Below are 23,191 nucleotides of genomic sequence, written 5' to 3'. Positions count from 1 at the left end.
TCACGACCCGCATTTTTTCGCCGGCCGGCACACGCGCGGCCGTCGAAGGGGGGATCAGCTAGGGCTTCACGCCAATCACGCCTTCGCAGCAACGTACCCGTAAAAATTCATAAGAAAGTCCTTGGTGGCGAGGGGCTTTATGGTGCCGGTTTTATTCGGGTGCGGGATCTCGTAATCTCCATTGCCCCATGAGAAAACCTTCGCCTTCACGTACCCGTTCGCGACCTGTATCTTCTCGCGCAGCACGACCCAGTGCATCGTGAACGCGGAGCCTTTATCGGACTGATCATCATAGTCCGTCATATTGGCGCTTATGAAGAGGCATACGCGATACCCCTTGTCGAGCAGGGTGTTGGCTTCGTTTACATCGGCGATGCCTTTGTTGAATCGCGAAATGTTGGTATTCTCGCGCACGTCCCGGTATCCGGCCTTGCGGAACCATTGCTCCATCTCGCTCGGCAGGGTGACGCCGGCAAGATCGCTGATTCTGCCCGTGTCGTCGAAATCGAGGAACCAATTCTCTGAATCGCGTATGGAGGCGCACGTCAGCCAATCGACGTGGTCCAGCGACCAGGGCGGCGTGTAGTTCCTCACATCCTTTCCCGGCTTGATTAGCAGGCGGCCAAGAGGCGCCTGTCCCTTCTGATACAGGTCGATCGCGAACCGCGCGTAGTGCCCTGGCTTATCGGATGCGTAGCTGAACATCAGCGCGGAGGGCCCGCACAGACTTCCCTGATCCTGATCGATGAGGCTCGGCTTCGCGATGCGCCTGAGAATACCTATGCCGACGCGGTGCGGGTCGAGCTTCGGAAAGAACGTGGTCCTCGTGTTCTTGAGGAAATCGCAGACCATTTCTGCGGCGAGTTTCTTGTGATCCGAATTGAGGTCGTACGGTCCGATCCCAAGCCACTTCTTCTGTTCGTCGCCGACGAAGAGGTTGATGAGCTTTTTCGAAGTAGCGGAGAGCGTTCTGGAGGTGTTCGCAATGGTGAGCAGGTCGTCCAGCTCGAATGCGGTGACCATGCCGTCCGTGACGGTGGCCCGGATGATATCGACCACCTCCGCGTAATCCAGCTTCAAATCGTCGGCGATGCCTTTGCTAAGTGCAGCATTGACGGAAGGAGTAGCGACGGCATCCCACTGGCCCTTTTGCGGGGCGGGCTTGGCAGCCGCCTTTGTCGACAGTTCAACGAGCCGCTTGAATGTCGGACCTGTAGGCCGAATGTAACCGTCAGGCGTGCCGGGAAAGTTCTTCTTTTGGAAATACAGAATCGAGGTGTAGAGGCTCTCGCTGGCGTGACCGGTCACGACCAGCTGCGGTTTGAGCATGTTCTCAGCACCACCGTCGGAAATGGAGATCTTGTTGAGCAGCGAAATGACCAACTCCTGGTCCTTTTTCCAGTTCTGGCAGCTTCGACCCGTCGCCGCGAACCGTCCGACTTTATCTTTCAGCTGCATATGGCGTCTCCTGGGATACCAAAATGCTGCCTCGAACCTGCTGACATGCGGCCGGCTGAGGCAGGCGCTGTGCCAACTCTTCCGCTGTAGAATGTTGGTCGCACCTGCCGGCCTTTGTGTTCACTCGCAAGGGCAGCGGCTGTCCTGCTGTAACTTTCACTAGTGCGTGATGGCTGCCATTCTCTCTCATGCTGCTTGGCCCGGTGAGCCGAACCGATAAGGCCGGCATCTTCGTCGGCAATGCCGCAGACGAGCATCGCGCCACGCGCCAGCCAAGTTCGTCTCTCCTGCTGATCCGGCAGCCGCTGAACGGGAGCCCATGGTGGGCAGGCGTGATTGCGATCTGGCGAATCTACTGCTGGCAATGAATGCGGATGACGCTGGTCACTTATACGGGTCTTCTGGTGACGCCGGTGGTCGGTCTCCTGCTTTGCCACCCCAAATACCTTGGCGGCATGATGACGCTGGGCGAAGTGGTTCAGGCTTCAGCGGCATTCGTCGTGGTCCAGACCGTTCAACTGGTTCACGGACAATTATGCCAAGCTCGCGGAATGGACCGCATCCGCCAACCGTGTTGCCGAACTCCTGCTGGCTCTGGATGCGGATCACGCGGCCGGGCGATGAAGCGCGTCATCGGTCGATCCCTGCCAAACGCATCGTACCGTCGGACGCCTGAGACGAGCGCGTCGCGCCGGGACGACAAAGATGCGCGCTAGATCTTCAGCTCTGTCCCCGTCACCCGCCGATACGCTTCCAGATATCGTTTGCTGGTCGCATCGACGACGCTGGCCGGCAGCGGCGGTGGCGGGGCGTCGCCGTTCCAGCGGCCGGCGCGGCGTTCTGCGTCGAGATAGTCGCGGAGCGGCTGCTTGTCGAAGCTCGCCTGCGGCTGGCCGGGCTTGTAGGCGTCCACCGCCCAGAAGCGCGAGGAATCCGGCGTCATCACCTCGTCGATCAGGATGATGCGGCCGTCCTTGTCGCGGCCGAACTCGAACTTGGTGTCGGCGATGATGATGCCCTGCTCCCGCGCCAGCTCCTCGCCGAGCGTGTAGATCGCGCGCGTCATGCTCTCCAGCGTGTAGGCGACCTCGTCGCCGACCACTTCGCGCATCTTCGCGATGGTGATATTCTCGTCATGGCCGCTCTCGGCCTTGGTCGCAGGGCTGAAGATCGCGGGCTCCAGCTTCTCGCTCTCGACGAGACCGGCCTTCAATTTTTCGCCTGCCAGCGTGCCGCTCGCGGCATATTCCTTCCAGGCGGAGCCCGAGAGATAGCCGCGGATCACGCATTCGATCGGGAATACGGTGGTTCGCTTGCACAGCATGGCGCGGCCGAGGATCTCGGCGCGGTGCGGTTTCAGCGTCGGCACGGCCGCGACGATCTCGTCGGTGTCCGCGCTGATCATGTGATGCGGCACCACGCCTTCGAGCTCGTTGAACCAGAACGCGCTGATCTGCGTCAGCACGGCGCCCTTCATCGGGATGGTCTCGGCCATCACCACGTCGAAGGCGCTGATGCGGTCGGTGGTGACGAGCAGCAGACGATCATCGTCGACGGCGTAGATATCGCGCACCTTGCCGCGTCCGATCTTGGGCAGGGGCAGGTCGCTGGAGAGCATGGTGGACATCGGTATGGCTTTCGCAGGCAGGGCCTTCAGGCAATGAACCGGCCGCGCCGGATGGCGCAGCCGGAAACCCGATTAGCCTATTCCGGCAGCGGAATGAACTCGTGTTCCTGCGGAACTGCGGCGAAGCGGCCGGTTTTCCAGTCCTGCTTGGCCTGCTCGATCCGCTCCTTGCTGGAGGAGACGAAATTCCACCAGATGTGGCGCGGGCCTTCCAGCGCATCGCCGCCGAGAAACATCATCCGCGTCGCCTTGAGCGCCTTCACGGTGATGCGGTCGCCGGGCCGGAAGATCAGGAGCCGCGGCCCCTCGTAACGTTCGTTCGCGATCTCGACCTCGCCCTCCACCACGTAAATCGCGCGCTCCTCATGATCAGGATCGAGCGGCACGGTCGCGCCCGCGACTGCCGTGACCTCGGTGTAGAACCAGGGCGACACCATCGTGACGGGCGAGGCGATGCCGAAGGAGGAGCCAGCGATCACGCGTGCGGTAAAATCACGCTCGGAGATCATCGGCAGTTCGCCCGCGGCGTAGTGCTGGAACGACGGCGCGATCTCTTCCGATCCGGCCGGCAGCGCGATCCAGCTCTGCAATCCCAGCATCTTCTGGCCCGAGGCGCGCTGCGCATCCGGCGTGCGTTCGGAGTGCGCGATGCCGCGGCCGGCCGTCATCAGATTCATCGCCCCCGGCGCGATCTCCTGGACGTTGCCCTCGCTGTCGCGATGCATGATCGCGCCGTCGAACAGATAGGTGACGGTGGCAAGCCCGATATGCGGATGCGGCCGCACGTCCATGCCCTTGCCCGAGACGAACTGCACCGGGCCGAAATGGTCGAAGAAGATGAAGGGCCCGACCATCTGCCGCTTGCCGTGCGGCAGCGCCCGTCGCACCGCGAATCCGTCGCCGAGATCGCGTGTCCGCGGCACGATGACGAGATCGAGCGCATCGCAGGACATGGGATCGCCGAGCACGGGATCGTTCGAGGGTTGCCAGCTCATGGGTGGACTCCTTTTTGTATCTCAGTGAGTCTGATCGTAGCAGGATTTCGCAGCATCGTCGCGGCAAAGACCGGACAAGACGTCGTGTCGCAATGAGGCCTCATACTCCGCTGTCATCGCCCGCGAAGGCGGGCGATCCAGTACGCCGCAGCCTCTCGATTCATCACTGCTGTCTCGGATTGCTGGATCGCCCGGTCAAGCCGGGCGATGACAGCGGTGGAGGTGGCTCTAGGCGTGGCCTGCGGATGGTCCTTGAAAAACCTGGCGCAACCAACGATGTTTGGCGGCCTTCAACTGCGACCGATCGCACCACCCGATGACCCTTGCCGCAACCGAGCTCGCCTTTCGCGCCGCCAGCGTCGCGCTGTTGCTGGTGCTGGCGGCGTCATTGCTCTCCGACTTCCGCAAGGTGCTGGCAGCCCGCCTCGGCGCGGCCTTCGCGCTCGGCTCGGCCGCGCATGCGGCGAGCTATTCGATCGGCGTATCGTCGCTGGTCCCGGCGTGGCATGCACCGCTGATTGCGCTCTCGACTGGCAACATCGTGGTGTTCTGGTTGTTCACGCGCGCGCTGTTCGATGACGAATTTCGCCTGCAATCATGGCACGGGTTGATCTGGGCGGCAGTGACTGCCTTCAGCCTTGTCGGGTGTCTCTGGATCGCACCCGGCGGGAACACGCGCTTCTCCGTGATCGCAGTCGATTTGATCGTGCTCGGTTTCATCGCGCTCGCGGTGGCGCAGACGATCGCCTCGTGGTCGGTTGACCTGGTCGAGCGCCGCCGCAATGTTCGTGTCTTCATCGTCTGTGCCGCCGCGCTCTATGGCGGGTTGAATGCGCTGCTTCAGATCCTCGTTGCCGGCAGCGCAGGCGATGTCGCCAACACGATCAATGCCGGTGTGCTCGCCTGCATCGTTGCGGCCATTGCCTATGCGATGATGCGCGTCGACGGCGCCGATCTGTTTCCGGTGTCAACGTCCGCGCCGGCGATTCTGGCCCAACCCGGGAGGGCCGATGAATCCGCCGACCGGAAGCTCATCGATGCCCTGATGCGCCTGATGGCGGACGAGCGCATCTATCGCCAGGAGAACATCACCATCGGCGTGCTGGCGGGCCGGCTCAAGATTCCCGAGTACCGCCTGCGCCGGCTGATCAACCAGAAGCTCGGCTATCGCAACTTCAATGTGTTCCTGAACAATCACCGGATCGAGGAGGCCAAGGCCGCGCTCGCCGACCCCGCCCAGGCCGCGGTCCCCGTCATCACCATCGCCATCGACGCCGGCTTCCAGTCGCTCGGACCGTTCAACCGCGCCTTCAAGGCCGTGACCGGCGTGACACCGACGGAATATCGGCGGCTGAAGGTAAATGCGGTCTGATTCATAGGTTATTGTAATATCGAGGCAATTTCAGAATCGGCGAGCCGCGATACAGTTTCCGGCAGGCCATTTTCCAAATCCGGCGAGCGCGCCTCAGCCGGCTCCGGCTTCCTTCCTGCATGCCCCCAAGCCGGAGAGAAAAGCTGTGACCCGCCGCCGCAAGATCGTCCTCCTCACCGCCACCATCGCCGCTGCCGGTATCGCGCTCGGCGCCGCCCGTGCCCGCGACGTCCCGAAGGTGGCCACCGGCTTCGTTGCGGACATTCTCTGCGCGGAGACGTTCGTCTCCGGACTCGATCCGGAGCGCAACTTTGCCGAGACCAACGATGCCATGCCCGGGACCGGCCTGATCACCTGGGCGATGGACTACCGGGTCGACCGCGTCCGCAAGGATGTCACGGTGACGTTGTTCGGCCTCGGCCGCAGCCACGCCGTCTATCGCGAGGGCCTGGGCTGCACGCTCGAGCACGGCGCAGGCGTTACCGTCGTCGAGCCGCCTGCAGACGACGGGCGGCCGGCATTGTTGCCCGAGATCGCCGGCCCCGCGATCGTGCCGCCGCAAAGTCCCGAGATTGCCGCCGCGCTCGACCGTGCCTTCACCGAGCCTGCGCAGCCGCCCCACCGCCGCACCCGCGCCATCGTCGTGATGAAGGCCGGTCGCATCATCGCCGAGCGCTACGCCGACGGCATTGGACCTGAGACGCCGCTGCTCGGCTTCTCCATGACGAAGTCGGTGATCTCGGCCTTGATCGGCGTGCTGGTGCGCCAGGGCGAGCTGAAGCTCGACGGGCCCGCTCCGGTCGCGGCCTGGAAAGATCCCGATGATCCGCGTCACGCCATCTCGGTCGATCAGCTGCTTCGCCACACCGCTGGCCTTGCGCTCGGCAGTTCGCTGCAAGCCTCGCTCGGCTCGGCGTTCGAGCCGGTCAACCGGATGAAGTTCGTGGAGACCGACATGGCCGCCTATGCCGAGACCGTCCCGCTCGAGACCGCGCCGGGCACGGCGTGGAACTATCACGACGGCAACATCCTCATCCTCTCGCATCTGATCCGCGTCGCCACCGGCGGCAACCCCGCTGACGCGCTCCGCTTCGCGCGCCACGAATTGTTCGCGCCGCTCGGCATGCGCCATGTCGTGCTCCAGCTCGATGGCTCGGGCACGATCGAAGGATCGAGCGAGATGCTGGCCTCCGCACGCGACTGGGCGCGCTTCGGCCAGCTCTATCTCAATGACGGCGTCGCCGGCGGCAAGCGCATCCTCCCTGAGGGGTGGGTGAGCTACACGGCCACGCCCACGCCGAACGCGTGGGTCGGCATCGGCGCCGGCTTCTGGACCAACCAGGGCGACAGTTTTGGCGCGAAGTTTCGCGTGGAGCACGGCTGGCCGCGCGATGCCTTCTTCGCCAAGGGCACGATCGGGCAATACACCATCGTGATCCCGTCGGAGAAGCTGGTGATCGTGCGCATGGGACGCTCGCCGAACGCCCCGCCGGAAGCGGACGGCGTGTTCGATCTCGTGCGCGACGTGGTGGCGGCAACGCGCCCCGTCCCTTCTCCCTCGCCCCGCTTGCGGGGAGAGGGTTGGGGTGAGGGGGAGTTTCCGCAAGGGAGGTGACAATTGGACTCGCGGAGAATCCCCCTCACCCGGAATCCAAGCGCAGCTTGGATTCCGGCCTCTCCCCGCAAGCGGGGAGAGGCGAAGAGATCCACTACCTCCCCAGCTCCGTCGCCTTGGCGACGCGATCGAACCGCTCCAGCGTCATGATCGCGTCCGCGAATTTCTCCGCCCGCGCGTTCAGCACCGGGCGGGCCAGCGTCAGGAATTTCTGCTGCATGGCCTGCGTGTCCGGGAACGAATTTGGCTCGCCGGAGGGATCGGCATAGAGCCGCTCATGCACGCCATCGTCCGTGGTGATGCTGACGCGGGCGCCGAACGGGTGGGTGCGGCCGATCTCGAGGCGGTCGTCCTGCACCACGTCGAACTTGTCGGCGAGCGCGTCGATCGCGGCATCGCCCAGGCGGTTGTAATCGTCCCAGCCGAAAGAGCCCTGGTCGAGCGCGAGCGCGCCGGTGAAGAACATCGAGAACTGGCCGCCGACGATCGAGCGCGGCTGGCGCTTGGTCGCTGCATCCCCGGTCAGCGTGATGCCGTTGCGGTGCAGGCCGATCTCGACGCGCTTGACCTGATCCGGCGTCAGATTGTGCTCGCGCCGCATCGCGATCAGCGCGTCGATCGCGGCATGGGTGTAGCGGCAGCTCGGATACGGCTTCACGCCGATCTTCATGGTCTCGTAGGTCTTGCCGAGCTCGGCGACCGCCTTGTCCGGATGCGCGTCGTCGGTGTAGGCGGCGAGCAGGCCGTGCTTGCCCTCGACCGATTCCGTCGCGCCGACGAAATCGTTGCGCGCCAGCGTCGCGGCGATCACGCCGTTCATCGCGGCGGCGCCGACCTGGTAGCGCTTGTTCCAGGCGCCGTTGACCAGAAATTGCAGCGAGCCCGCGGCCTGGCTGCCGGAGACTCCGAACGCGGCGATGAGCTGCTTCTCGCTGAGGCCGAACAGCTTGCCGGCCGCCGCGGCCGCGCCATAGGTGCCGGCCGTCGCGGTCGGGTGGAATCCGCGCGCATAATGCGAGGTCGGGTCGAGCGCGTTGCCGAGCCGGCAGCAGACCTCATAACCCGCAACGATCGCGGTCAGCACGTCACGGCCGGACGCGCCGACCATCTCGCCGACGGCGAAGGCGGCAGGAACCACCGGCGCGCTCGGATGCAGCGAGGAATCGGCGTGGGTGTCGTCGAAGTCGAGGGAATGGCCGAGCGCGCCGTTGAGCAGCGCCGCGACCGCCGGCGTCCAGGTCTTGCTGTCGCCGAATACGGTCGATTCGCCCTTGGTGTCGAGCGCCAGCGCCTCCAGCATTTTCAGCATCGACGGGGTCGATTCGGCCTCGCGTCGCGCCCGGATCGCGCTGCCGAGGAAGTCCAGCGTCAGCACTTTTGCGCGATCCAGCACTTCCGCCGGAATATCCTGGTATTTCAGGTTGAAGACATAGGCGGCGAGCGTTGCGGTTTCGTGGGCCATCGTGTTTCCTCGTTTTGGCGCGCAAGTTAGGCGGGCTGATTTGGCCTTTCAAGCGGCCTTGGGGCTGCGGGCATCAGCCATGCTTTTGCTTGGCTTCCAGGATCGGACCGGGACTTCGATGGCACTCAAAAATGAGCTGTTCGACCATATCAGGTCGCGGCGGACGCAATTGGGGCTGGCGATCCGGGTCACGGTGGCCGCGGCCGCGGCCTATGCGATCGCGACCGCGCTGCATCTGTTGCTGCCACTCTGGGCGGTGCTGACCTCCCTGATCGTGACCCAGATGAGTGTCGGCCGCTCGCTGAAGGCAACGCGCGACTACATGCTCGGCACCATCGGCGGCGCCGTCTATGGCGGCGCCATTGCGATCCTGATCCCTTATTCCAGCGAAGCCGGTCTGCTGGGGCTTCTGGTTCTCTCCGTCGCCCCGCTCGCCTTCATCGCCGCGATCAATCCGAGCCTCAGCGCGGCCACGGTCACCGCGGTGATCGTGCTCCTGGTCCCGACCATGCACCACTCCGATCCCATGACCTCGGCGATCGATCGGGTCAGCGAGGTCGCGGTCGGCGCCGTTACGGGGCTGCTCGTTTCGTTCCTGGTGCTGCCCTCGCGCGCAGTGCGGCAGATCCGCGCCTCCGCGGCGACGCTGCTCGAATTGATCGCGGATGCTTTCACCGAGCTGCTCGCGGGCCTCACGCGCGGCCGCGACAACGACGCGCTGCACCGGATCCAGGACGGCATCGGCACCGCCATGGTCAGCCTCAACGCGATCGGCTCCGAGGCCGAACGCGAGCGCGCCGCGCGCCTGTCGAGCGGCCCGGACACGGGTCCCTTGCTGCGAACCATCCTGCGGCTGCGCCATGACGTCGTGATGATCGGCCGGGCCACCGTGGTGCCGCTGCCCGCCGACGTGCAGACGCGGCTCGCAGGCCCGCTGGCGGAAGTCTCGACCGTGATCGCGCGTTTCCTGCGTTCGGCCGCGGCGGCCTTGCGCGAAGGCGCGGGCGCGCCGCCGATCCATCCCGTCCACGTCGCGCTCCAGCATTACGCCGAGGCGGTCGCGTCTGTACGCCATGACGGCCTGATTCGCGGCCAGCCCGGCGACACCGCCGAGCGCTTCTTCGCACTCGGTTTCTCGCTGGAGCAGATGCACCAGAATCTGTGCGATCTCGATCGCGTCGTCGGGGAGTGGTCGGAGGCGGCCGCGGGCAAGTCTGCGCGGGTAGCAGGGTGAGCTACCGCTTCGCCAACCCCTTGCCCTGCATGCGCCAGACCAGGAGATCGATGCGGTCCTGGCCGAAGAACGGCTCGTTCTCGAACACGAAGGTCGGCACGCCCCAATGGCCTGAGGCCGCGTGGTCCTTCTCGTTCTCCGCAATCACCCGCTCGTAGCGGTCCGGATCGGCGGTGATCGCGGCATCCATGGCGGCGAGATCGAAGCCGGCCGCCGCGGCGGCGCGTGCGAGGTGGTCGCCTTCGTTCCATCCTGCCACTGAGCCGTCCCATAGTACGCGCGCGATCGCGGAGGTGAACACGAGCGAGCGGCCTTCGAGCTGCGCCATGGCGCCCAGCCGGGTCAGGCGATGGATGTAGGGCTGCTCGGCCGCGACCTCCAGCGTCGTCATGTTCTGCACGATCGGGTCGGGCCGGGGAAAGCGGAACGGAATGCCCTCGTATTCCGCCACGCGGGTGGAATCGCGGACAACGTAGCGTGCGAACTGCGGGTTGGCTTTCTTGAAGAAGCCGGGCACGCGCACCGCGAGCGGATAGACGGGACGCAGGTTCACCGCGAGATCATAGTCTTCGACGAGCTTCAGCGTCTTGGGCAGCGCCAGATAGCTGTAGGGGCTGCGGAAGGAGAAGAAGAGATCGACTGACAAGGTCATCGCGCCGGCTCCACGATCCGTCCCATCATGCTGCGGACCACCAGCTTGTGAAAAGGCATGATGAGGATGAGATAGGTCCGTCCGAGCAGGTTATGTGTCCGCACCAGCGTCGTCGAGGTCACCCGACGGCTCGCGGCATTGCCCTCCACGTCGACCACGATGCGGAAGTCGAGGTGAGAATCGTCGAAGCCCGCGACCAGCCGCTCGGGCGTTTCACCCAGCACCGGAAACAGACCGATCATGCCGCCGGGCGCCGGCGCGCCCTCGCCCGATGTCTTCAGCCCGAACGGCCTCACCAGAATGTTGCGCAGGCGCAGCAGCGCGTCGATCCAGCGTGGCCCGTCCAGCACCATCCTGGTGCAGGCCTCGCGGGCGTTCACAGCCGCCGCGCCGACTTCCACGCGAAACGCGTCGATGAACTGGGCGCCGGCCAGCACTGCACTGGCGTCGACCTCCGGCGTGACTTCGCGGACCATCCCGATCATCCCGCCAATCTGCGCGTCAGCATCCGGAAGCGCAAGATCAGCAGGCCGGCATAGACGAACGTGCCGATCGAGAATCCGATCCAGACTCCGACCGCGCCGAGCCCGGCATTGAACGCCAGCACCCAGGCGATGGGAAAGGCGATGCCCCAATAGCCGATCGCCGCGAACAGCAGCGTCATCCTGGTGTCGTTGATGCCGCGCAGCGCGCCGCCCATGATGGTCTGGAGGCCGTCGGCGATGAAGAAGGTGGCGCCGACCACCAGCAGTGTCGCGGTCAGTTCGACGGTGGCCGCGCTTTCGCTGCCGGCGCCGAAGAACAGCCGGCCGAGCTGGTAGCGCCCGATGATGATGGCGATCGTCAGCGCGGACACCAGCGCGACGCCGAGCACGGCTGCAGCGAGCCCTGCACGCTTCACGGCCGCGGCATCACCGCGGCCGAAGGCATGGCCGACCCGCACCGTCGCCGCCATGCCGATGCCGAGCGGCACCATGAACAGCACGGCCGTGACCTGGAGCGCGATCTGGTGCGCGGCAATCGCGGCGGTCGAGATCAGTCCCATCAGCAGTGCCGCCGATGAGAACAGGCCATATTCCAGCAACAGCGAAAACGAGATCGGCGCGCCGATCGCAATGAGCTGGCGCATCAAGGGCCAGTCGATCCGCCACAGACGGGCGAGCGGACGGTAGTCCGCAAACGGCTTGCGCAGCCCGGCGATGGCGAGTGCCGCGATGAAGGTGCCGAGATTGACCAGCGTGGTCGCGAGCCCCGCGCCGAACAGGCCGAGCTCCGGCAGGCCGAACAGGCCGTGGATCAGGGCATAGACCAGCGCGGCATTGACGGGAATCGCCGCGACCGTGATCCACAATGGCGCCTGCGGCCGGTTCACCGCGCTCATCATGCCACGCAGGGCGATGAAGCCGAGCGCCGGTGCAATGCCCCAGGCAAGTCCATTCAGGTAGTGTTGGGCGAGGCTGGCCGAATGCGGCGCCTGTCCGAGCGCGAGCAGGATCTGCTCGCCATAGAGCGGCGAAGCCATCATCGGCAGCGAGATCAGCAGCGCGACCCAAAGCCCGACGCGCAAGGAGCGGCGGATCAGCCTGACGTCGCCGGCGCCGAACGCCTGTGCCACCAGCGGCGACACGGCGGACGTCAATCCGAGCCCGAAGGTGAAGCTGACGAAATAGACCGTATGGGCCAGCGCCGCCGCGGCCACCGCATCCTCGCCGAGCCGCCCGATCATCGCGAGATCGGTGGTGATCATCGCGATCTGCCCGAGCTGCGTCAGCATCAACGGCACGGCGAGGCGCAGCGTCTCGACGAATTCTTGCGCGAGATGGTTTGGCGGCGCATCCGAGCGTGCCCGGTACGGCTGTTTGGTATCCACAAGATCAGTCATGGCAGGGGGCATAGCAGCCCCGATTGGCGAAGTAACGGCAAAGGAACGAGGTGGGTGGGGTCCCGCCGGAAAAAAAGCGCGCGCTGAGCGAAGGAAAGTGTGGCTTGCGCCGTATTCGTCATGTGCGGCGAACTTCCGCCGGTCTCAGATTGGGAATTTGAGCATGACAGCGCGATTTGGACTGACGCTCGCCGCGGTGATCATCGGTTCTGTCGTGGGTGCTGGCCAAGTCGCGGCGGCCGATCTGCGGCTGCCTGTCTCACCCCCACCGCAAGCCCAGGCCGCGTCAGCGGCTCTCTTGAGCTGGGCCGGGCCCTATTTCGGCGTCCAGGCCGGCTATCTGTCGGGCCGCTCCGAGGTCTCGTTTCCGGCCACCGGTGAATTTCACTTCATGGATCCGAAGGGAGCCACGGTAGGCGCCACGGCCGGCTTCTCCGCGCAATGGGGCCGGATCGTCGCCGGCATCGAGGGCGATGTGAACTTCGTCGATGCGCGCGCGACCATCGATATCGGCTTTGCGCCGACCCCCGCCGTCACGCAGCTACAATCCGCCGTCAACTGGAATAGCCATCTGCGTGGGCGCATCGGCTACGCTTTCGACCGGACGCTGCTGTTCGCCAGCGGCGGCCTTGCAATCGCAGGCGTCGAGAGCAAGGCGTTCGACAATGCGAGCGGCACGGTTGCGAACTGGAGCGACACCCGAATCGGCTGGTCGATCGGAGCGGGCGCGGAATTCCGCTTCGCCCGGCCGGCGTCGCTCCGGCTCGAATATCTCTATGACAATTACGGATCAAAGACGCTCGGAGCACAGACGGTCGGGGCGACCGCTTTCGGTGAGCGCGAATCCACGCTCGATACGCATACCGTTCGAGCCGGCGTGTATTGGCGCTTTTGACCGGGGCGATCGCGGCTTGTTGCCGCAGGTGCCTCAATTGAAGCGGCGGTGCGTCCCGGCAATGCGGCATATCTCTCCCGGCCGGGACCGGCGCGCACTCCGCAGCAACGATGGCCGCAGGCCAGGGCAACAGATCGAGATGATGGAAGAGCCATCGGACGAGGCCTTGATGGTGGAGGTTTCGGCGCGGCGGCAGCATGCGTTTCGTATCCTCATGCGGCGTCACATGCCGCGGGCGCTGCGGGTCGCGGAGCGGATCGTCCGCGATCCGGTCGAGGCCGATGACATCGGCCAGGAGGCGTTCATGCGCGTCTGGACTCACGCGGCTTCGTTCGATCCGCAGGTTGCGAAATTCACGACCTGGCTCTACCGCATCGTCCTCAACCTGACGTTCGACCGCACGAGGCGCCGTACGTTCCAGCCGCTCGATGCGGCTGGTGATGTGCCCGATACGGGGCCGCACGCGGTCGAGCGGCTGATCGCCGATGAGGAATTCCGCCTTCTCAACCGCGCAATGCTCGGACTGTCGGACCGTCAGCGCGGCGCGATCGCGCTCTTCCACATGGAGGGATTGAGCGGCGAGGAGGCGGCGAAGGCGATGAACCTCAGCGCCAAGGCGTTCGAATCGCTGCTGGGCCGCGCCCGCACGGCGCTCAAGGCAAATGTTCAGAAAATACAGGACACGGGGAGCTACGCATGACGCCCGATCAGTTCAGACGATTGGCCGAGACGTGGGGAGGCGATGTCGAGCGCTGGCCCGCGGCAACGCGTGAGGCCGCGCGGCGACTTGCGGCGAGTGCGGAAGGGGCTGCCGTCCTGGATCGGCAGGCGCACCTCGACCGCCTCCTTGCGGTCGCCCCGGAGATCGAGACGGAAAGGGCGGATCGTTCAAGCTTGCTTGTGCTGCAAAGACTGGCCGCGATGCCGCAGCAGCATCGGCCGCCATGGCATCGCCGCCTGCTGCGCTGGCCGGCTCTCGTTCCCGCCGCAAGTCTCGCCTGCTCCGTGATGGTGGGCGTGTGGCTGGCGGGCGCGATTCCCTATGTTCATCCGTCGTCGGACCCCTTGTCCGTCGTGAGCGGCGTCTTCGACGTCTACGCAATCGGTTTTGGATCGGTGCAATGAAGTTCTGGCGAGAATCGTCCACTCCTTTGCGAGCGCTCGTGCTGCTGTCGCTCTGCCTCAACGTCATCCTGCTCACCTATGTCTCGGTGCAATGGCTGCAGCCCGGCGGCCTCGTGCCGGGCGCGGGCCTGCCGCTCCGGATGATCGAGCGTGTGGCCGAGAGATTGCCGAAGGAAGACGCAGAGATCCTGTGGAGCATCTATCAGGGCAAGGAGGCCGAACTGCTGCCTCTCCAGACCGAGTACCGGCATGCGCTGATGAAGGCCATGAAGACCGCGGCACAGACGAATCTAGACAGGGCCGAGCTGGAAGCGGCCGTGAAGGACGCCCGCGACAAGCGGCTGAAGATAGGTGACCTCGTCGTCGCAACCTTCGTCGAGATGCTGGAGCGAATTTCACCGAAAGGACGCCGCCAACTCGTCGGCGGCTATTTTCGCTGAGTCTGGCAGGGTGAACGAGGGATTCGGTCCGTCCAGGCGTATCACCTACATCGATGTCTGCGAATTGGTGGAGATGACATGGTGCAACGATTTGGCAGGGCGGCAAGCGGACCGGCGGTGAGTTTCTCGCAGCGGGCTCCCGTCTATGTGCGTGCGGCTCTTGCGGCCGCGAGCTTGATCGCACTTCTGGTGCTGTTTCTTTCGCAAGCTTCCGCGCAGGACGCGCGGAGCGAGGCAAAGCAGGCCTGCAAGGCGGACTATTCGCGCCTCTGCGCGGGAACGATGCCGGGCGGCGGCCGCATTCGCAAATGCCTCGGGGACAATTACGCGAGCTTGTCCGCGGCCTGCAAACAGGCGTTCGACGCGAACCCGCCAAAATAGGATGGTGGGCTGAGCACGATCCGGAAGAGCGCGCAGCGGTCGTCCGAAAGAACCATGCTCGAACGACCACCCACAGCGCGATGACGATCCGTCCTCGATCGCATCGCGCTTCAGCTACGCGCCGGCACGCGCGTGATCCTCGCCCCAAGCGCGTTCAGCCGTTCCTCGATGCGCTCATAGCCGCGCTCGATCTGATCGGCGTTGTTGATGGTGGAGGTGCCCTCGGCGCACACCGCGGCGAGCAGCATCGCCATGCCGGCGCGAATGTCCGGCGACGTCATCGTCGCGCCGTGCAGGCGGCTGGGGCCGGCGATGATAGCGCGGTGCGGGTCGCACAATACGATGCGGGCGCCCATCGCGATCAGCTTGTCGACGAAGAACATTCGCGATTCGAACATCTTCTCGAACATCAGGATCACGCCCTCGCATTGCGTGGCGGTGACGATCGCGATCGACATCAGGTCGGCCGGGAACGCCGGCCAGGGCTGGTCCTCCAGCTTGGGCACATGGCCGCCGAAATCGTCCTGGATCTTTAGCGTCTGGTTCGAGGGCACGATGAGATCGTCGCCCTCGACGCGGCAGACGATGCCGAGCCGCTCGAAACCCATGCGGATCGAGCGCAGATGCTCGATGCCGGCGCGCGTGATGCGCAGCGGCGAGCGCGTCACCGCGGCAAGGCCGATCAGCGAGCCGACCTCGATGTGGTCGGGCTGGATCCGGTAAGTCGTTTCCCCCAGCGTCGTCGCCGGCCCGTGCACGATCATGGTGTTGGTGCCGATGCCTTCGATCCTGGCGCCGAGCGCGACCAGGAAATTGGCGAGGTCCTGCACATGCGGCTCGGAGGCCGCGTTGCGCAAATAGGTGACGCCGTCGGCGGCGACCGCCGCGACCAGCGCATTCTCTGTCGCGGTGACGCTGGGCTCGTCCAGGAACACGTCCGCCCCGGTCAGCTTCGGTGCACGGAATTCCAGCCGGTCGGTCGCGGTGACCTTTGCCCCCAGCTGCTCCAGCGCCAGCACATGGGTGTCGAGCCGGCGCCGGCCGATGACGTCGCCACCGGGCGGCGGCAGCATCAGCTCGCCGCAGCGCGCGAGCAGGGGCCCCGCGAGCAGGATCGAGGCGCGAATGCGCACGCAGAGCTCGGGGTCGAGATCGGCGGCGCGGATGCTCTTGGCGTGAATCACCAGCGTATTGCGGGCGGTCCATTCCGCGGATGCGCCGACCGAGCGGATCAGCTCGACCAGCGTCTCAGTGTCGCGGATCCGCGGCACGTTGTGGAGCGTCACCGGATGCTCGGTGAGCAGCGCGGCGGCGATGATGGGCAGCGCCGAGTTCTTGTTGCCGGACGGCTCGATCGAGCCCGAGAGCCGGTGACCGCCCTCGACGATGTATTGGATGGGCGCCACTTGGTCTCTCGCTGTCCTGTCGTGGTGGGTGGGCTGCTTCGGAGGCGGAAACTACCGAGAATTGAGCAGGGTAGCAATTCTGCACTTGTCACGGCCGTGGCTCGCTGCTGGGCCGAAGAGGCCCGCTGCACCGGCGTTTAGAACAAGCCGATGATATTCGCCACCACATAAAGGATCACGATCAGCATCAAGACGCCCATCGCCAGGAAGGAGATCTCGACGGCGATGGCGCCGGCCCCCAGTGTGGCTGCCACGCCGGCCAGCAGCCTCTCTTCGCGAAACACCAGGGCGAGAACCGACAGCAGGATGGCGAGCAGGCCGAGCGAGATCGCGCCGATGGAGGATGCCTCCCTCAACTGGTTTCCCGTCGATTTCTCGCGCGGCGGCGCCTGATATTCGACGCCTTTGACACGCGCGATCAGGCGGTCCTTCAGGCGGTGACCGGTGTCGACAATCACCTTGTCAGCCGGCGGCGGGGGATAGAGCACCGGCACGACCCAGTGCGGCAGGACGGCTGCGATCAGTGCCAGCACCCCGACGATGCTGCCGATCACGCCGAGACGGCGGGAGGGCGGGGTGGAGCTGGTCGCTGCGGAGATGGTCATGACGTGGCGCTTCCCGGCCGGAACTGGCGCTGCGGGTTCATGCCACTTCGTCGCCGTGGCGGGAGGTGAGGTTCAGCCGGGGTGCACCCACATCGTCATGGCCGGGCTTGTCCCGGCCATCCACGCCTTGCCGCGCGGATTGAAGAACATGGATGCCCGGGACAAGCCCGGGCATGACGACCATCCAATTCCAAAGGCCTCAGATATCGATCGTCGCGCTGAGCGAATGCTCCTGGATGAAGTCGCGGCGCGGCTCGACCACGTCGCCCATCAGCTTGGTGAAGATGTCGTCGGCCTCGTCGACCTCCTTGACCTTCACCTGGAGCAGCGAACGCGCGTCGGTGTTGAGCGTGGTCTCCCAGAGCTGCTCCGGGTTCATCTCGCCGAGACCTTTGTAGCGCTGCAGCGTGACGCCCTTGCGGCCGGCGTCGGTGACGGCCTCGAACAGATCGACCGGACCGTAGACCATGTGCTCGACGTCCTTCCGCCGCAGCTTGCCGGGGCGGGCATAGACGTCCTGAAGCTTCACTGTGTACTCGTCGAGCTTGCGCGCCTCCGCGGACCCCAGGAAGGCGGCGTCGATGACAGCGGCTTCCTTGACGCCGCGCACGGTGCGCTCGAACTGGAAGCCCTGGCCTTCCACATATTGCCCGACCCAGCCGCGCTCGACCTCCTCCGCCTGGTTGTCCAGCCGGCTCGCGATGTATTGCGCGGCCGCCGCAGCCTTCTCCGGATCGCCGTAGATCGCCTTGTTCAGCACGCCGGTGATGGCGGCCTGCTCGATCACCTTGCGGTTGTAGCGGCTGTGCAGATTGCGCAAGACGCCGCGGACGGAGCGGGCATCGTCGACCAGCGAACGCAGATCGCGGCCGGTGCGATCGCCGCCGGTGCCGGGAACGAAGACGCAGTCGTCAAGTCCGGTGTCGATCAGATAGTCTTCCAGTGCCCGTTCGTCCTTCAGGTACTGCTCGGACTTGCCTCTGCTGACCTTGTAGAGCGGCGGCTGGGCGATATAGAGATAGCCGCCGTCGATGATTTCGCGCATCTGGCGATAGAAGAAGGTGAGCAGCAGCGTGCGGATGTGGGCGCCGTCGACGTCGGCGTCCGTCATCACGATGATCTTGTGATAGCGCAGCTTCTCGATCGAGAATTCGTCGCTGATGCCGGTGCCGAGCGCGGTGATCAACGTGCCGATCTGCTCCGACGAGAGCATCTTGTCGGGACGGACGCGTTCGACGTTGAGGATCTTGCCGCGCAGCGGCAGCACCGCCTGGAATTCGCGGTTGCGGCCCTGCTTGGCGCTGCCGCCTGCCGAGTCGCCCTCGACGATGAAGAGTTCGGACTTGGCCGGATCCTTTTCCTGGCAGTCGGCGAGCTTGCCGGGCAGCGAGGAGACGGAAAGCGGGCTCTTGCGGGTCAGCTCGCGCGCTTTTCGCGCGGCTTCGCGGGCCGCGGCTGCCTGGATCACCTTGCCGACGATCATCCTGGCTTCGGAGGGGTGCTCCTCGAACCAGGCCTGAAGCGCCTCGTTGAGGACGTTCTCGACCACGGGACGCACTTCCGAGGACACCAGCTTGTCCTTGGTCTGCGACGAGAATTTCGGATCGGGCACCTTCACCGACAGAACGGCGGTGAGACCTTCGCGGCAGTCATCGCCGGTCAGCGCGATCTTTTCCTTCTTGGCGTTGGCCTCGGCATAGCCGTTGACCTGGCGCGTCAGCGCGCCGCGGAAGCCGGCGAGATGGGTGCCGCCGTCCCGCTGCGGGATGTTGTTGGTGAAGCACAGCACGTTCTCGTGGTAGCTGTCGTTCCACCACAGCGCGGCCTCGACGCCGATGCCGTTGGCTTCCGAGCGCACCATGATCGGCGCCGGCACGATCGCCTTCTTGTTGCGGTCGAGATATTTGACGAATTCCTCGACGCCGCCGGAATAGTGCATCTCCTCGCGCTTCTCGACCGCATGACGCATGTCGGAGAGGACGATGTTGACGCCGGAATTGAGGAAGGCGAGCTCGCGCAGGCGGTGCTCGAGCGTGGCAAAATCGTATTCGATGTTCTTGAACGTCTCGGTCGAGGCCAGGAACGTCACCTCGGTGCCGCGCCTGCCCGGCGCGTCGCCGACCACCTTCAGCGGTGCGACGGCATCGCCATGGGCGAACTCGATATAGTGCTCCTTGTTGTCGCGCCAGATGCGCAGGCCGAGCTTGCTCGACAGCGCGTTGACGACGGAGACGCCGACGCCGTGCAGACCGCCGGAGACCTTGTAGGAGTTCTGGTCGAACTTACCGCCGGCGTGCAGCTGGGTCATGATGACCTCGGCCGCCGAGATGCCTTCGCCCTTGTGGATGTCGACGGGAATGCCGCGGCCGTCATCGCGCACGGTGACGGAATTGTCGGAATTGAGGATCACTTCGACTCGCGTGGCATGGCCCGCGAGCGCTTCGTCGATCGCGTTGTCGACGACCTCGTAGACCATGTGGTGCAGGCCCGAGCCGTCATCGGTGTCGCCGATATACATGCCCGGGCGCTTGCGGACGGCGTCCAGACCCTTGAGCACGCGGATCGATTCCGCCCCGTATTCGCTCGCGGTGGAGGGCTCGTTTTCGGCAGCGGGCTGCCGAGCAGGTTCTGTCATGAGAGGCCTTCGAGATGTCGCCCGAATCAGCGGCGCAAAAGGCGCTGATTTGCGGGGCTATTTGTGCCACGAAAGAACGCTTGCGCCTAGCGCAAAGTATCTCCCGGCAACCCTTTGAACAGATGGGGTTTTTAGGCCGATTTTCAAGGCTTTTGAAGGGCGATTTCCGGCACTGCAAAAAGCGCGATTCGAGGGCTCGTGTCGGGTCTTGCAGGACGTGGATTTTGCGGGTCGGGAACGGTGGTTCCGGGGTCTTGGTGAAGTTGGTCGGGCCACCGGCTCGGTGCTTCCTCTCCCGCCTGCCGGTGGGAGAGGGAGCGCACCGGCTTGGTGCAGCCTCAGTACATCTGAAGCGGCAGCGCGTCCCCGCTTGGCCCCACCAGGAGGCCCCAGGTCTCGCCGGCGGCAATGGTCAGCGCTTCGGTGCGGGCCGGGCGTCCAGGCAGGCGCAGCGCGTATTGGTACTTGCCGGGCGGCAGGTCGAGCATCGGGCCTTTCGGCGATTGCGGGCCGCCGGCGCCGGCCGCGATCTTCACCGTCTGCTTGTTGATCGTCAGCGAGGCTTCGCTGGATCCCATGTTTCCGAGCATAAGCCGCGCCTGGCCTGCCTTCGGCATGATGTCGGCCTTGGCCGCGGCATCCGAATTCTTCTGCGCCAGATTGACCGTGGTCTCGCCCTTGGCGCGGCCGAGCTTGAGCACAGCCGGGCCTTGTGGCGAGGTGAAGTCGATCTGCGCGCGTTCTGCGGACACAGTCGCGCCGTCGGTCTTCTCCTGCCAGCCGAGCCTGGACAGCTCCGCACGGTAGAAGGCGAGGACGTCGCCGAGCGGTGCCGGGATGCTGGCCGTCAGCTCGCGGCGGAACGGCGCCTCGTTGCCCGGCATCTTTGTGGTGGCGAACGATTTCGACGAACGCTGTGTCGGCACGGGCAGTTGGGAGTCGGGATCGGGCTTGAGCGGCTCGGACGATTTGGCCTGCACCTCCACCTCTGCGCCGGGCGCAGGCTTGGCCGCTTCCGTCACCAGGCCCGATCCATTGGCGCGGACATTCACCTTCGGACCCATCTGCATCACGGTCATCGAGATCGACTTGCCGCCCCTGGAGAACGTCATCACCGCCATGTTGGGCTGGTTGATGACGGAGGGCTGCTCCTTCCAGCCCGAGCTCTTCAGCGTCGTGCGGTAGAACGTGCTGAGCGCCTTCACGGTCGACGTGGACGAGAATTCGAGCCGGCCGTCGCCGCCCTCGAACGTCACGCCCTCGGCGGTCTCGGGCAGCGGCACCGGCATCCTGCTGTCGGCGCGCGCATTGAGCGGCGCATCGGACAGGGAGGTCGCGTGCGCCTTGCGCCGGGCCTCATCAGCGGCAATGAGCTGCTGGGCCGCGCCCAACGCATCGCCAAGGAATTTTTCGTCGGCCTCCTTCTTCGCCTTGGCGCGGGCGGCAAGCGCGGAGTCCTTCACCTGCGCGGTCAGGCTGATCATGGTGAAATCGTATTTGCGGCCGAGCCGCAGCACGGCGGTTTCCTCTGCCGAGGAAATCCTGATCGCGACCTCGTCGCCGGGTGCGAGGGGCGCGCTGCCATCCTCCTGCCAACCACGTGCGGCGAGCTCGCGACGATAGAAGGCGAGCACGGCAGGCAGCTCGGCCATCGCGGCCGCCGACATCTCGCGCTTGTTGGAGCTCGCGCTGCCGAGACTCCTTGCCGATTTGGTCGGCTTGGGCCGCGGCAGCCCGGCCATGTCGTCGTCGGCCTCGAGCTCTGGGGGCAGCGCGAACGGCGCCACCCTGATCTCGACATGGGTGCGGCCGTCGTCGCGGCGCATCAAGGTCAGCATCACCGGCTTCTGGTAGAGGTGCGTCGCGTCGCGATCGGGGTGGTCGTAGAACGTGCGCACGCCGTTCGGCACCGTCTCGCCGAGATTGGCGTTCGGCCAGCGCGCCGCCGTCTCGGGCGTGAGCTTGCGCCAGCCGATCGCCGCCATTTCCTTCGCGAAGAACTCCGACGTCGCATCGAGCGCGCCGGGCGCGATGCAGCCGAGATAGGGCCGGGTCTCGTCGAACACGAGGTCCGTCGCGCCGTCCGGAAAGGGTACGTTCGCATAGATCCGGTTCGGCGTGTAGAACACCGCGGATTGATCGGGGCGCCCGCGCGCCTGCGTGAAGGAGACGCGCACCCCCTGCCGTCCCTTCTTGAAGGTCAACGCGGCGCTCTTCTCATCCAGCGGATACACATAGGGCACCCAGCCGTCCGCGCTCAGCAGCTTCTTCGTCGCTTCCGACGCGGCGGCAACCCCGGTCGGCACGGTGTACGTCACACGGTAGGTGTCCGGGCGCGAGGTATCCTCCACCGCGCCGTCCAGCCGCGGCAGGGTATGGACGTCGACGATGCCTTCGTCGGCTGCGCTCGCGGGATGTGGGGCGCTCGCCATCGCGAGAATGCCGCAGGCAAGCAGCAGCCATCTTGCCGGGGCTTGCGCCCCGCGCCGGATCATCGGCATCGTCAAAGCTCCGGATTTGGGCGCGGCTTCATGTCCGCGCAATTGCAGGCGGCGACACCATCGGCGCGGCCTCGGACAAGAAGTCGCTGCAGGAACCGGCCAGGTTCAACGGGCGGCGCAGGAGCTGCGCGGTGTGCGCAGGCAGGTCTCAATACAGCTGGAGCGGCGGCCACGCCTCTCCGTCGCGTCCGACCGTGAGCTCCCAGGTATCGCCAGCCGTGACGGTGAGCATGTTCGTGGTGGCCGGACGGCCCGGCACGCTCAGTGCGTAGGGATATTTGCCGGGCACGAGGTCCAGCGCGACGGCGTTGGCGCCGGCGGGGCGCGGGATGGTCCGCTCGCTGATCTCGAGCACGGCTTCGTTCTCGCCGATGTTGCTGAACACCAGCTTCGCCTGGCCGGGTTCGGGCAGGACGTTTGCCCGGGTCGCGACATCGGAATTCTTCTGCACGAGATGCACCGCGGTGCTGCCGCCATTGCGATCGAGCTCCAGCGTTGCCGGCCCGATCGGGGAGACGAAGGCGAGGCGCGCGCGATCGGCGGTGACCATCGCGTCTTCCTGCCGTTCCTGCCAACCGAGCTTTCGAAGCTCGGTTCGATAGAAGGCGAGGACGTCGCCGAGCGCTGCGGGCACGCGGGCTTCGAGCCTGGTCCGGAGCGGCTCTTCAATGCCGGGCATCACGGTGGTGTGGATCCCGCGATAGCTGTAGCGGGTCGGCGCAGGCAGCCTGGCAGCGGGATCGAGCGTGAGCGCGGCCGAGAACAGCGGCGGCAGATTCGACACGAAGGCGCCGGCGCTGGCCGCGAGCAGGCAGCTCGCGAAGAGAGCGAGGCCGCACGCAACAAGCTGCCATTGTGCCGGAGCTTGCGCCCCACGCCCCACCGTCGCCATGCTCATGCTCCAAG

The 23,191-nt window shown here is 65.5% G+C and carries 20 protein-coding genes; 8 read left to right on the top strand and 12 right to left on the bottom strand.

The features are described from left to right. Positions 1-75 precede the first annotated feature (75 nt). From AC1RQP_RS13260 to AC1RQP_RS13250, 3 genes are all read right to left on the bottom strand, one after another. Positions 76-1,458: a hypothetical protein gene (locus AC1RQP_RS13260; RefSeq protein WP_492937324.1), complete on the bottom strand. Its 1,383-nt coding sequence runs from the start codon at positions 1,456-1,458 to the stop codon at positions 76-78. Positions 1,459-2,170: 712 nt separating this feature from the next. Continuing rightward, positions 2,171-3,085 (bottom strand): phosphoribosylaminoimidazolesuccinocarboxamide synthase, encoded by a 915-nt coding sequence (locus tag AC1RQP_RS13255; protein WP_492937323.1) that lies wholly within the window; start codon positions 3,083-3,085, stop codon positions 2,171-2,173. Positions 3,086-3,162: 77 nt separating this feature from the next. Continuing rightward, complete coding sequence (locus AC1RQP_RS13250; protein ID WP_028178100.1) at positions 3,163-4,080, bottom strand: pirin family protein; 918 nt, start codon at positions 4,078-4,080, stop codon at positions 3,163-3,165. 316 nt (positions 4,081-4,396) lie between these two features. Here AC1RQP_RS13250 and AC1RQP_RS13245 point away from each other — a divergent pair, with 316 nt between their 5' ends. Both AC1RQP_RS13245 and AC1RQP_RS13240 read left to right on the top strand, forming a co-directional pair. Beyond that, on the top strand, positions 4,397-5,452 hold the full coding sequence (locus AC1RQP_RS13245; protein ID WP_492937322.1) for a helix-turn-helix domain-containing protein: 1,056 nt from the start codon (positions 4,397-4,399) through the stop codon (positions 5,450-5,452). 145 nt (positions 5,453-5,597) lie between these two features. Next, complete coding sequence (locus AC1RQP_RS13240) at positions 5,598-7,067, top strand: serine hydrolase domain-containing protein (RefSeq protein WP_492937321.1); 1,470 nt, start codon at positions 5,598-5,600, stop codon at positions 7,065-7,067. 94 nt (positions 7,068-7,161) lie between these two features. Here the strand turns inward: AC1RQP_RS13240 and AC1RQP_RS13235 are convergent, their stop codons facing one another. Next, positions 7,162-8,529 carry an MmgE/PrpD family protein gene (locus AC1RQP_RS13235; protein WP_492937320.1) on the bottom strand — a complete coding sequence of 456 codons (1,368 nt, stop codon included), beginning with the start codon at positions 8,527-8,529 and terminating at the stop codon, positions 7,162-7,164. Between the two features lie 118 nt (positions 8,530-8,647). On the opposite strand from AC1RQP_RS13235, the gene AC1RQP_RS13230 reads away from it, so the two are divergent. Next, positions 8,648-9,763, top strand: a complete 1,116-nt coding sequence (locus AC1RQP_RS13230) for an FUSC family protein (RefSeq protein ID WP_239628360.1) — start codon at positions 8,648-8,650, stop codon at positions 9,761-9,763. Position 9,764: 1 nt separating this feature from the next. On the opposite strand, the gene AC1RQP_RS13225 is transcribed toward AC1RQP_RS13230, so the two are convergent. Genes AC1RQP_RS13225 through AC1RQP_RS13215 form a run of 3 tightly spaced genes read right to left on the bottom strand, consistent with a single transcriptional unit; the run spans position 9,765 to position 12,297 of the window. Beyond that, positions 9,765-10,415, bottom strand: a complete 651-nt coding sequence (locus AC1RQP_RS13225; RefSeq protein ID WP_492937319.1) for a 2-hydroxychromene-2-carboxylate isomerase — start codon at positions 10,413-10,415, stop codon at positions 9,765-9,767. Further along, the gene (locus tag AC1RQP_RS13220) at positions 10,412-10,900 is read right to left on the bottom strand and encodes a DUF2867 domain-containing protein (protein WP_492937318.1); all 489 of its coding nucleotides are present in this window, start codon (positions 10,898-10,900) and stop codon (positions 10,412-10,414) included. The genes AC1RQP_RS13225 and AC1RQP_RS13220 overlap by 4 nt, the downstream gene beginning before the upstream one ends. Next, positions 10,897-12,297, bottom strand: a complete 1,401-nt coding sequence (locus AC1RQP_RS13215) for an MATE family efflux transporter (RefSeq protein WP_239628356.1) — start codon at positions 12,295-12,297, stop codon at positions 10,897-10,899. The genes AC1RQP_RS13220 and AC1RQP_RS13215 overlap by 4 nt, the downstream gene beginning before the upstream one ends. A gap of 163 nt (positions 12,298-12,460) precedes the next feature. On the opposite strand from AC1RQP_RS13215, the gene AC1RQP_RS13210 reads away from it, so the two are divergent. The 5 genes from AC1RQP_RS13210 to AC1RQP_RS13190 all read left to right on the top strand — a co-directional run bounded on the left by AC1RQP_RS13210 (position 12,461) and on the right by AC1RQP_RS13190 (position 15,138). Continuing rightward, a complete protein-coding gene (locus AC1RQP_RS13210; RefSeq protein ID WP_239628354.1) occupies positions 12,461-13,192 on the top strand; it encodes an outer membrane protein in 732 nt (243 codons plus the stop codon). Between the two features lie 139 nt (positions 13,193-13,331). Further along, positions 13,332-13,892, top strand: coding sequence for an RNA polymerase sigma factor (locus AC1RQP_RS13205; RefSeq protein WP_239628345.1), 561 nt, complete (start codon positions 13,332-13,334; stop codon positions 13,890-13,892). Then, complete coding sequence (locus AC1RQP_RS13200) at positions 13,889-14,317, top strand: hypothetical protein (protein WP_492937317.1); 429 nt, start codon at positions 13,889-13,891, stop codon at positions 14,315-14,317. Before AC1RQP_RS13205 ends, AC1RQP_RS13200 begins: the two co-directional genes overlap by 4 nt. Continuing rightward, positions 14,314-14,757: a periplasmic heavy metal sensor gene (locus AC1RQP_RS13195; protein WP_239628342.1), complete on the top strand. Its 444-nt coding sequence runs from the start codon at positions 14,314-14,316 to the stop codon at positions 14,755-14,757. Before AC1RQP_RS13200 ends, AC1RQP_RS13195 begins: the two co-directional genes overlap by 4 nt. A gap of 78 nt (positions 14,758-14,835) precedes the next feature. Continuing rightward, positions 14,836-15,138, top strand: coding sequence for a cysteine rich repeat-containing protein (locus AC1RQP_RS13190; RefSeq protein WP_492937316.1), 303 nt, complete (start codon positions 14,836-14,838; stop codon positions 15,136-15,138). A 110-nt stretch (positions 15,139-15,248) separates the two neighbouring features. On the opposite strand, the gene murA is transcribed toward AC1RQP_RS13190, so the two are convergent. The 5 genes from murA to AC1RQP_RS13165 all read right to left on the bottom strand — a co-directional run bounded on the left by murA (position 15,249) and on the right by AC1RQP_RS13165 (position 23,177). After that, positions 15,249-16,544 (bottom strand): UDP-N-acetylglucosamine 1-carboxyvinyltransferase, encoded by a 1,296-nt coding sequence (murA, locus tag AC1RQP_RS13185; protein WP_492937315.1) that lies wholly within the window; start codon positions 16,542-16,544, stop codon positions 15,249-15,251. Between the two features lie 137 nt (positions 16,545-16,681). Further along, positions 16,682-17,149, bottom strand: a complete 468-nt coding sequence (locus tag AC1RQP_RS13180) for a hypothetical protein (RefSeq protein ID WP_492937314.1) — start codon at positions 17,147-17,149, stop codon at positions 16,682-16,684. A gap of 199 nt (positions 17,150-17,348) precedes the next feature. Beyond that, a complete protein-coding gene (gene gyrB, locus AC1RQP_RS13175) occupies positions 17,349-19,784 on the bottom strand; it encodes a DNA topoisomerase (ATP-hydrolyzing) subunit B (RefSeq protein WP_492937313.1) in 2,436 nt (811 codons plus the stop codon). A 338-nt stretch (positions 19,785-20,122) separates the two neighbouring features. Further along, the gene (locus AC1RQP_RS13170) at positions 20,123-22,285 is read right to left on the bottom strand and encodes a hypothetical protein (protein ID WP_492937311.1); all 2,163 of its coding nucleotides are present in this window, start codon (positions 22,283-22,285) and stop codon (positions 20,123-20,125) included. A gap of 148 nt (positions 22,286-22,433) precedes the next feature. Further along, complete coding sequence (locus AC1RQP_RS13165; protein WP_492937309.1) at positions 22,434-23,177, bottom strand: hypothetical protein; 744 nt, start codon at positions 23,175-23,177, stop codon at positions 22,434-22,436. Positions 23,178-23,191: the final 14 nt, after the last annotated feature.

It is taken from the genome of Bradyrhizobium sp. GW821-FHT13H06 (genome assembly GCF_058803975.1).
This window is presented reverse-complemented; position numbering and strand designations above follow the sequence as displayed.

What these genes read in the sequence shown, in the direction of transcription:
- AC1RQP_RS13235 (WP_492937320.1), bottom strand. Translation starts at nt 8,529, where the DNA reads ATGGCCCACGAAACCGCAACGCTCGCCGCCTATGTCTTCAACCTGAAA.
- AC1RQP_RS13225 (WP_492937319.1), bottom strand. Translation starts at nt 10,415, where the DNA reads ATGACCTTGTCAGTCGATCTCTTCTTCTCCTTCCGCAGCCCCTACAGC.
- AC1RQP_RS13205 (WP_239628345.1), top strand. Translation starts at nt 13,332, where the DNA reads ATGATGGAAGAGCCATCGGACGAGGCCTTGATGGTGGAGGTTTCGGCG.
- AC1RQP_RS13250 (WP_028178100.1), bottom strand. Translation starts at nt 4,080, where the DNA reads ATGAGCTGGCAACCCTCGAACGATCCCGTGCTCGGCGATCCCATGTCC.
- AC1RQP_RS13180 (WP_492937314.1), bottom strand. Translation starts at nt 17,149, where the DNA reads ATGACCATCTCCGCAGCGACCAGCTCCACCCCGCCCTCCCGCCGTCTC.
- AC1RQP_RS13200 (WP_492937317.1), top strand. Translation starts at nt 13,889, where the DNA reads ATGACGCCCGATCAGTTCAGACGATTGGCCGAGACGTGGGGAGGCGAT.
- AC1RQP_RS13215 (WP_239628356.1), bottom strand. Translation starts at nt 12,297, where the DNA reads ATGACTGATCTTGTGGATACCAAACAGCCGTACCGGGCACGCTCGGAT.
- AC1RQP_RS13220 (WP_492937318.1), bottom strand. Translation starts at nt 10,900, where the DNA reads ATGATCGGGATGGTCCGCGAAGTCACGCCGGAGGTCGACGCCAGTGCA.
- AC1RQP_RS13190 (WP_492937316.1), top strand. Translation starts at nt 14,836, where the DNA reads ATGGTGCAACGATTTGGCAGGGCGGCAAGCGGACCGGCGGTGAGTTTC.
- AC1RQP_RS13245 (WP_492937322.1), top strand. Translation starts at nt 4,397, where the DNA reads ATGACCCTTGCCGCAACCGAGCTCGCCTTTCGCGCCGCCAGCGTCGCG.
- AC1RQP_RS13255 (WP_492937323.1), bottom strand. Translation starts at nt 3,085, where the DNA reads ATGTCCACCATGCTCTCCAGCGACCTGCCCCTGCCCAAGATCGGACGC.
- gyrB (WP_492937313.1), bottom strand. Translation starts at nt 19,784, where the DNA reads ATGACAGAACCTGCTCGGCAGCCCGCTGCCGAAAACGAGCCCTCCACC.
- AC1RQP_RS13170 (WP_492937311.1), bottom strand. Translation starts at nt 22,285, where the DNA reads ATGCCGATGATCCGGCGCGGGGCGCAAGCCCCGGCAAGATGGCTGCTG.
- AC1RQP_RS13165 (WP_492937309.1), bottom strand. Translation starts at nt 23,177, where the DNA reads ATGGCGACGGTGGGGCGTGGGGCGCAAGCTCCGGCACAATGGCAGCTT.
- AC1RQP_RS13195 (WP_239628342.1), top strand. Translation starts at nt 14,314, where the DNA reads ATGAAGTTCTGGCGAGAATCGTCCACTCCTTTGCGAGCGCTCGTGCTG.
- AC1RQP_RS13260 (WP_492937324.1), bottom strand. Translation starts at nt 1,458, where the DNA reads ATGCAGCTGAAAGATAAAGTCGGACGGTTCGCGGCGACGGGTCGAAGC.
- AC1RQP_RS13230 (WP_239628360.1), top strand. Translation starts at nt 8,648, where the DNA reads ATGGCACTCAAAAATGAGCTGTTCGACCATATCAGGTCGCGGCGGACG.
- AC1RQP_RS13210 (WP_239628354.1), top strand. Translation starts at nt 12,461, where the DNA reads ATGACAGCGCGATTTGGACTGACGCTCGCCGCGGTGATCATCGGTTCT.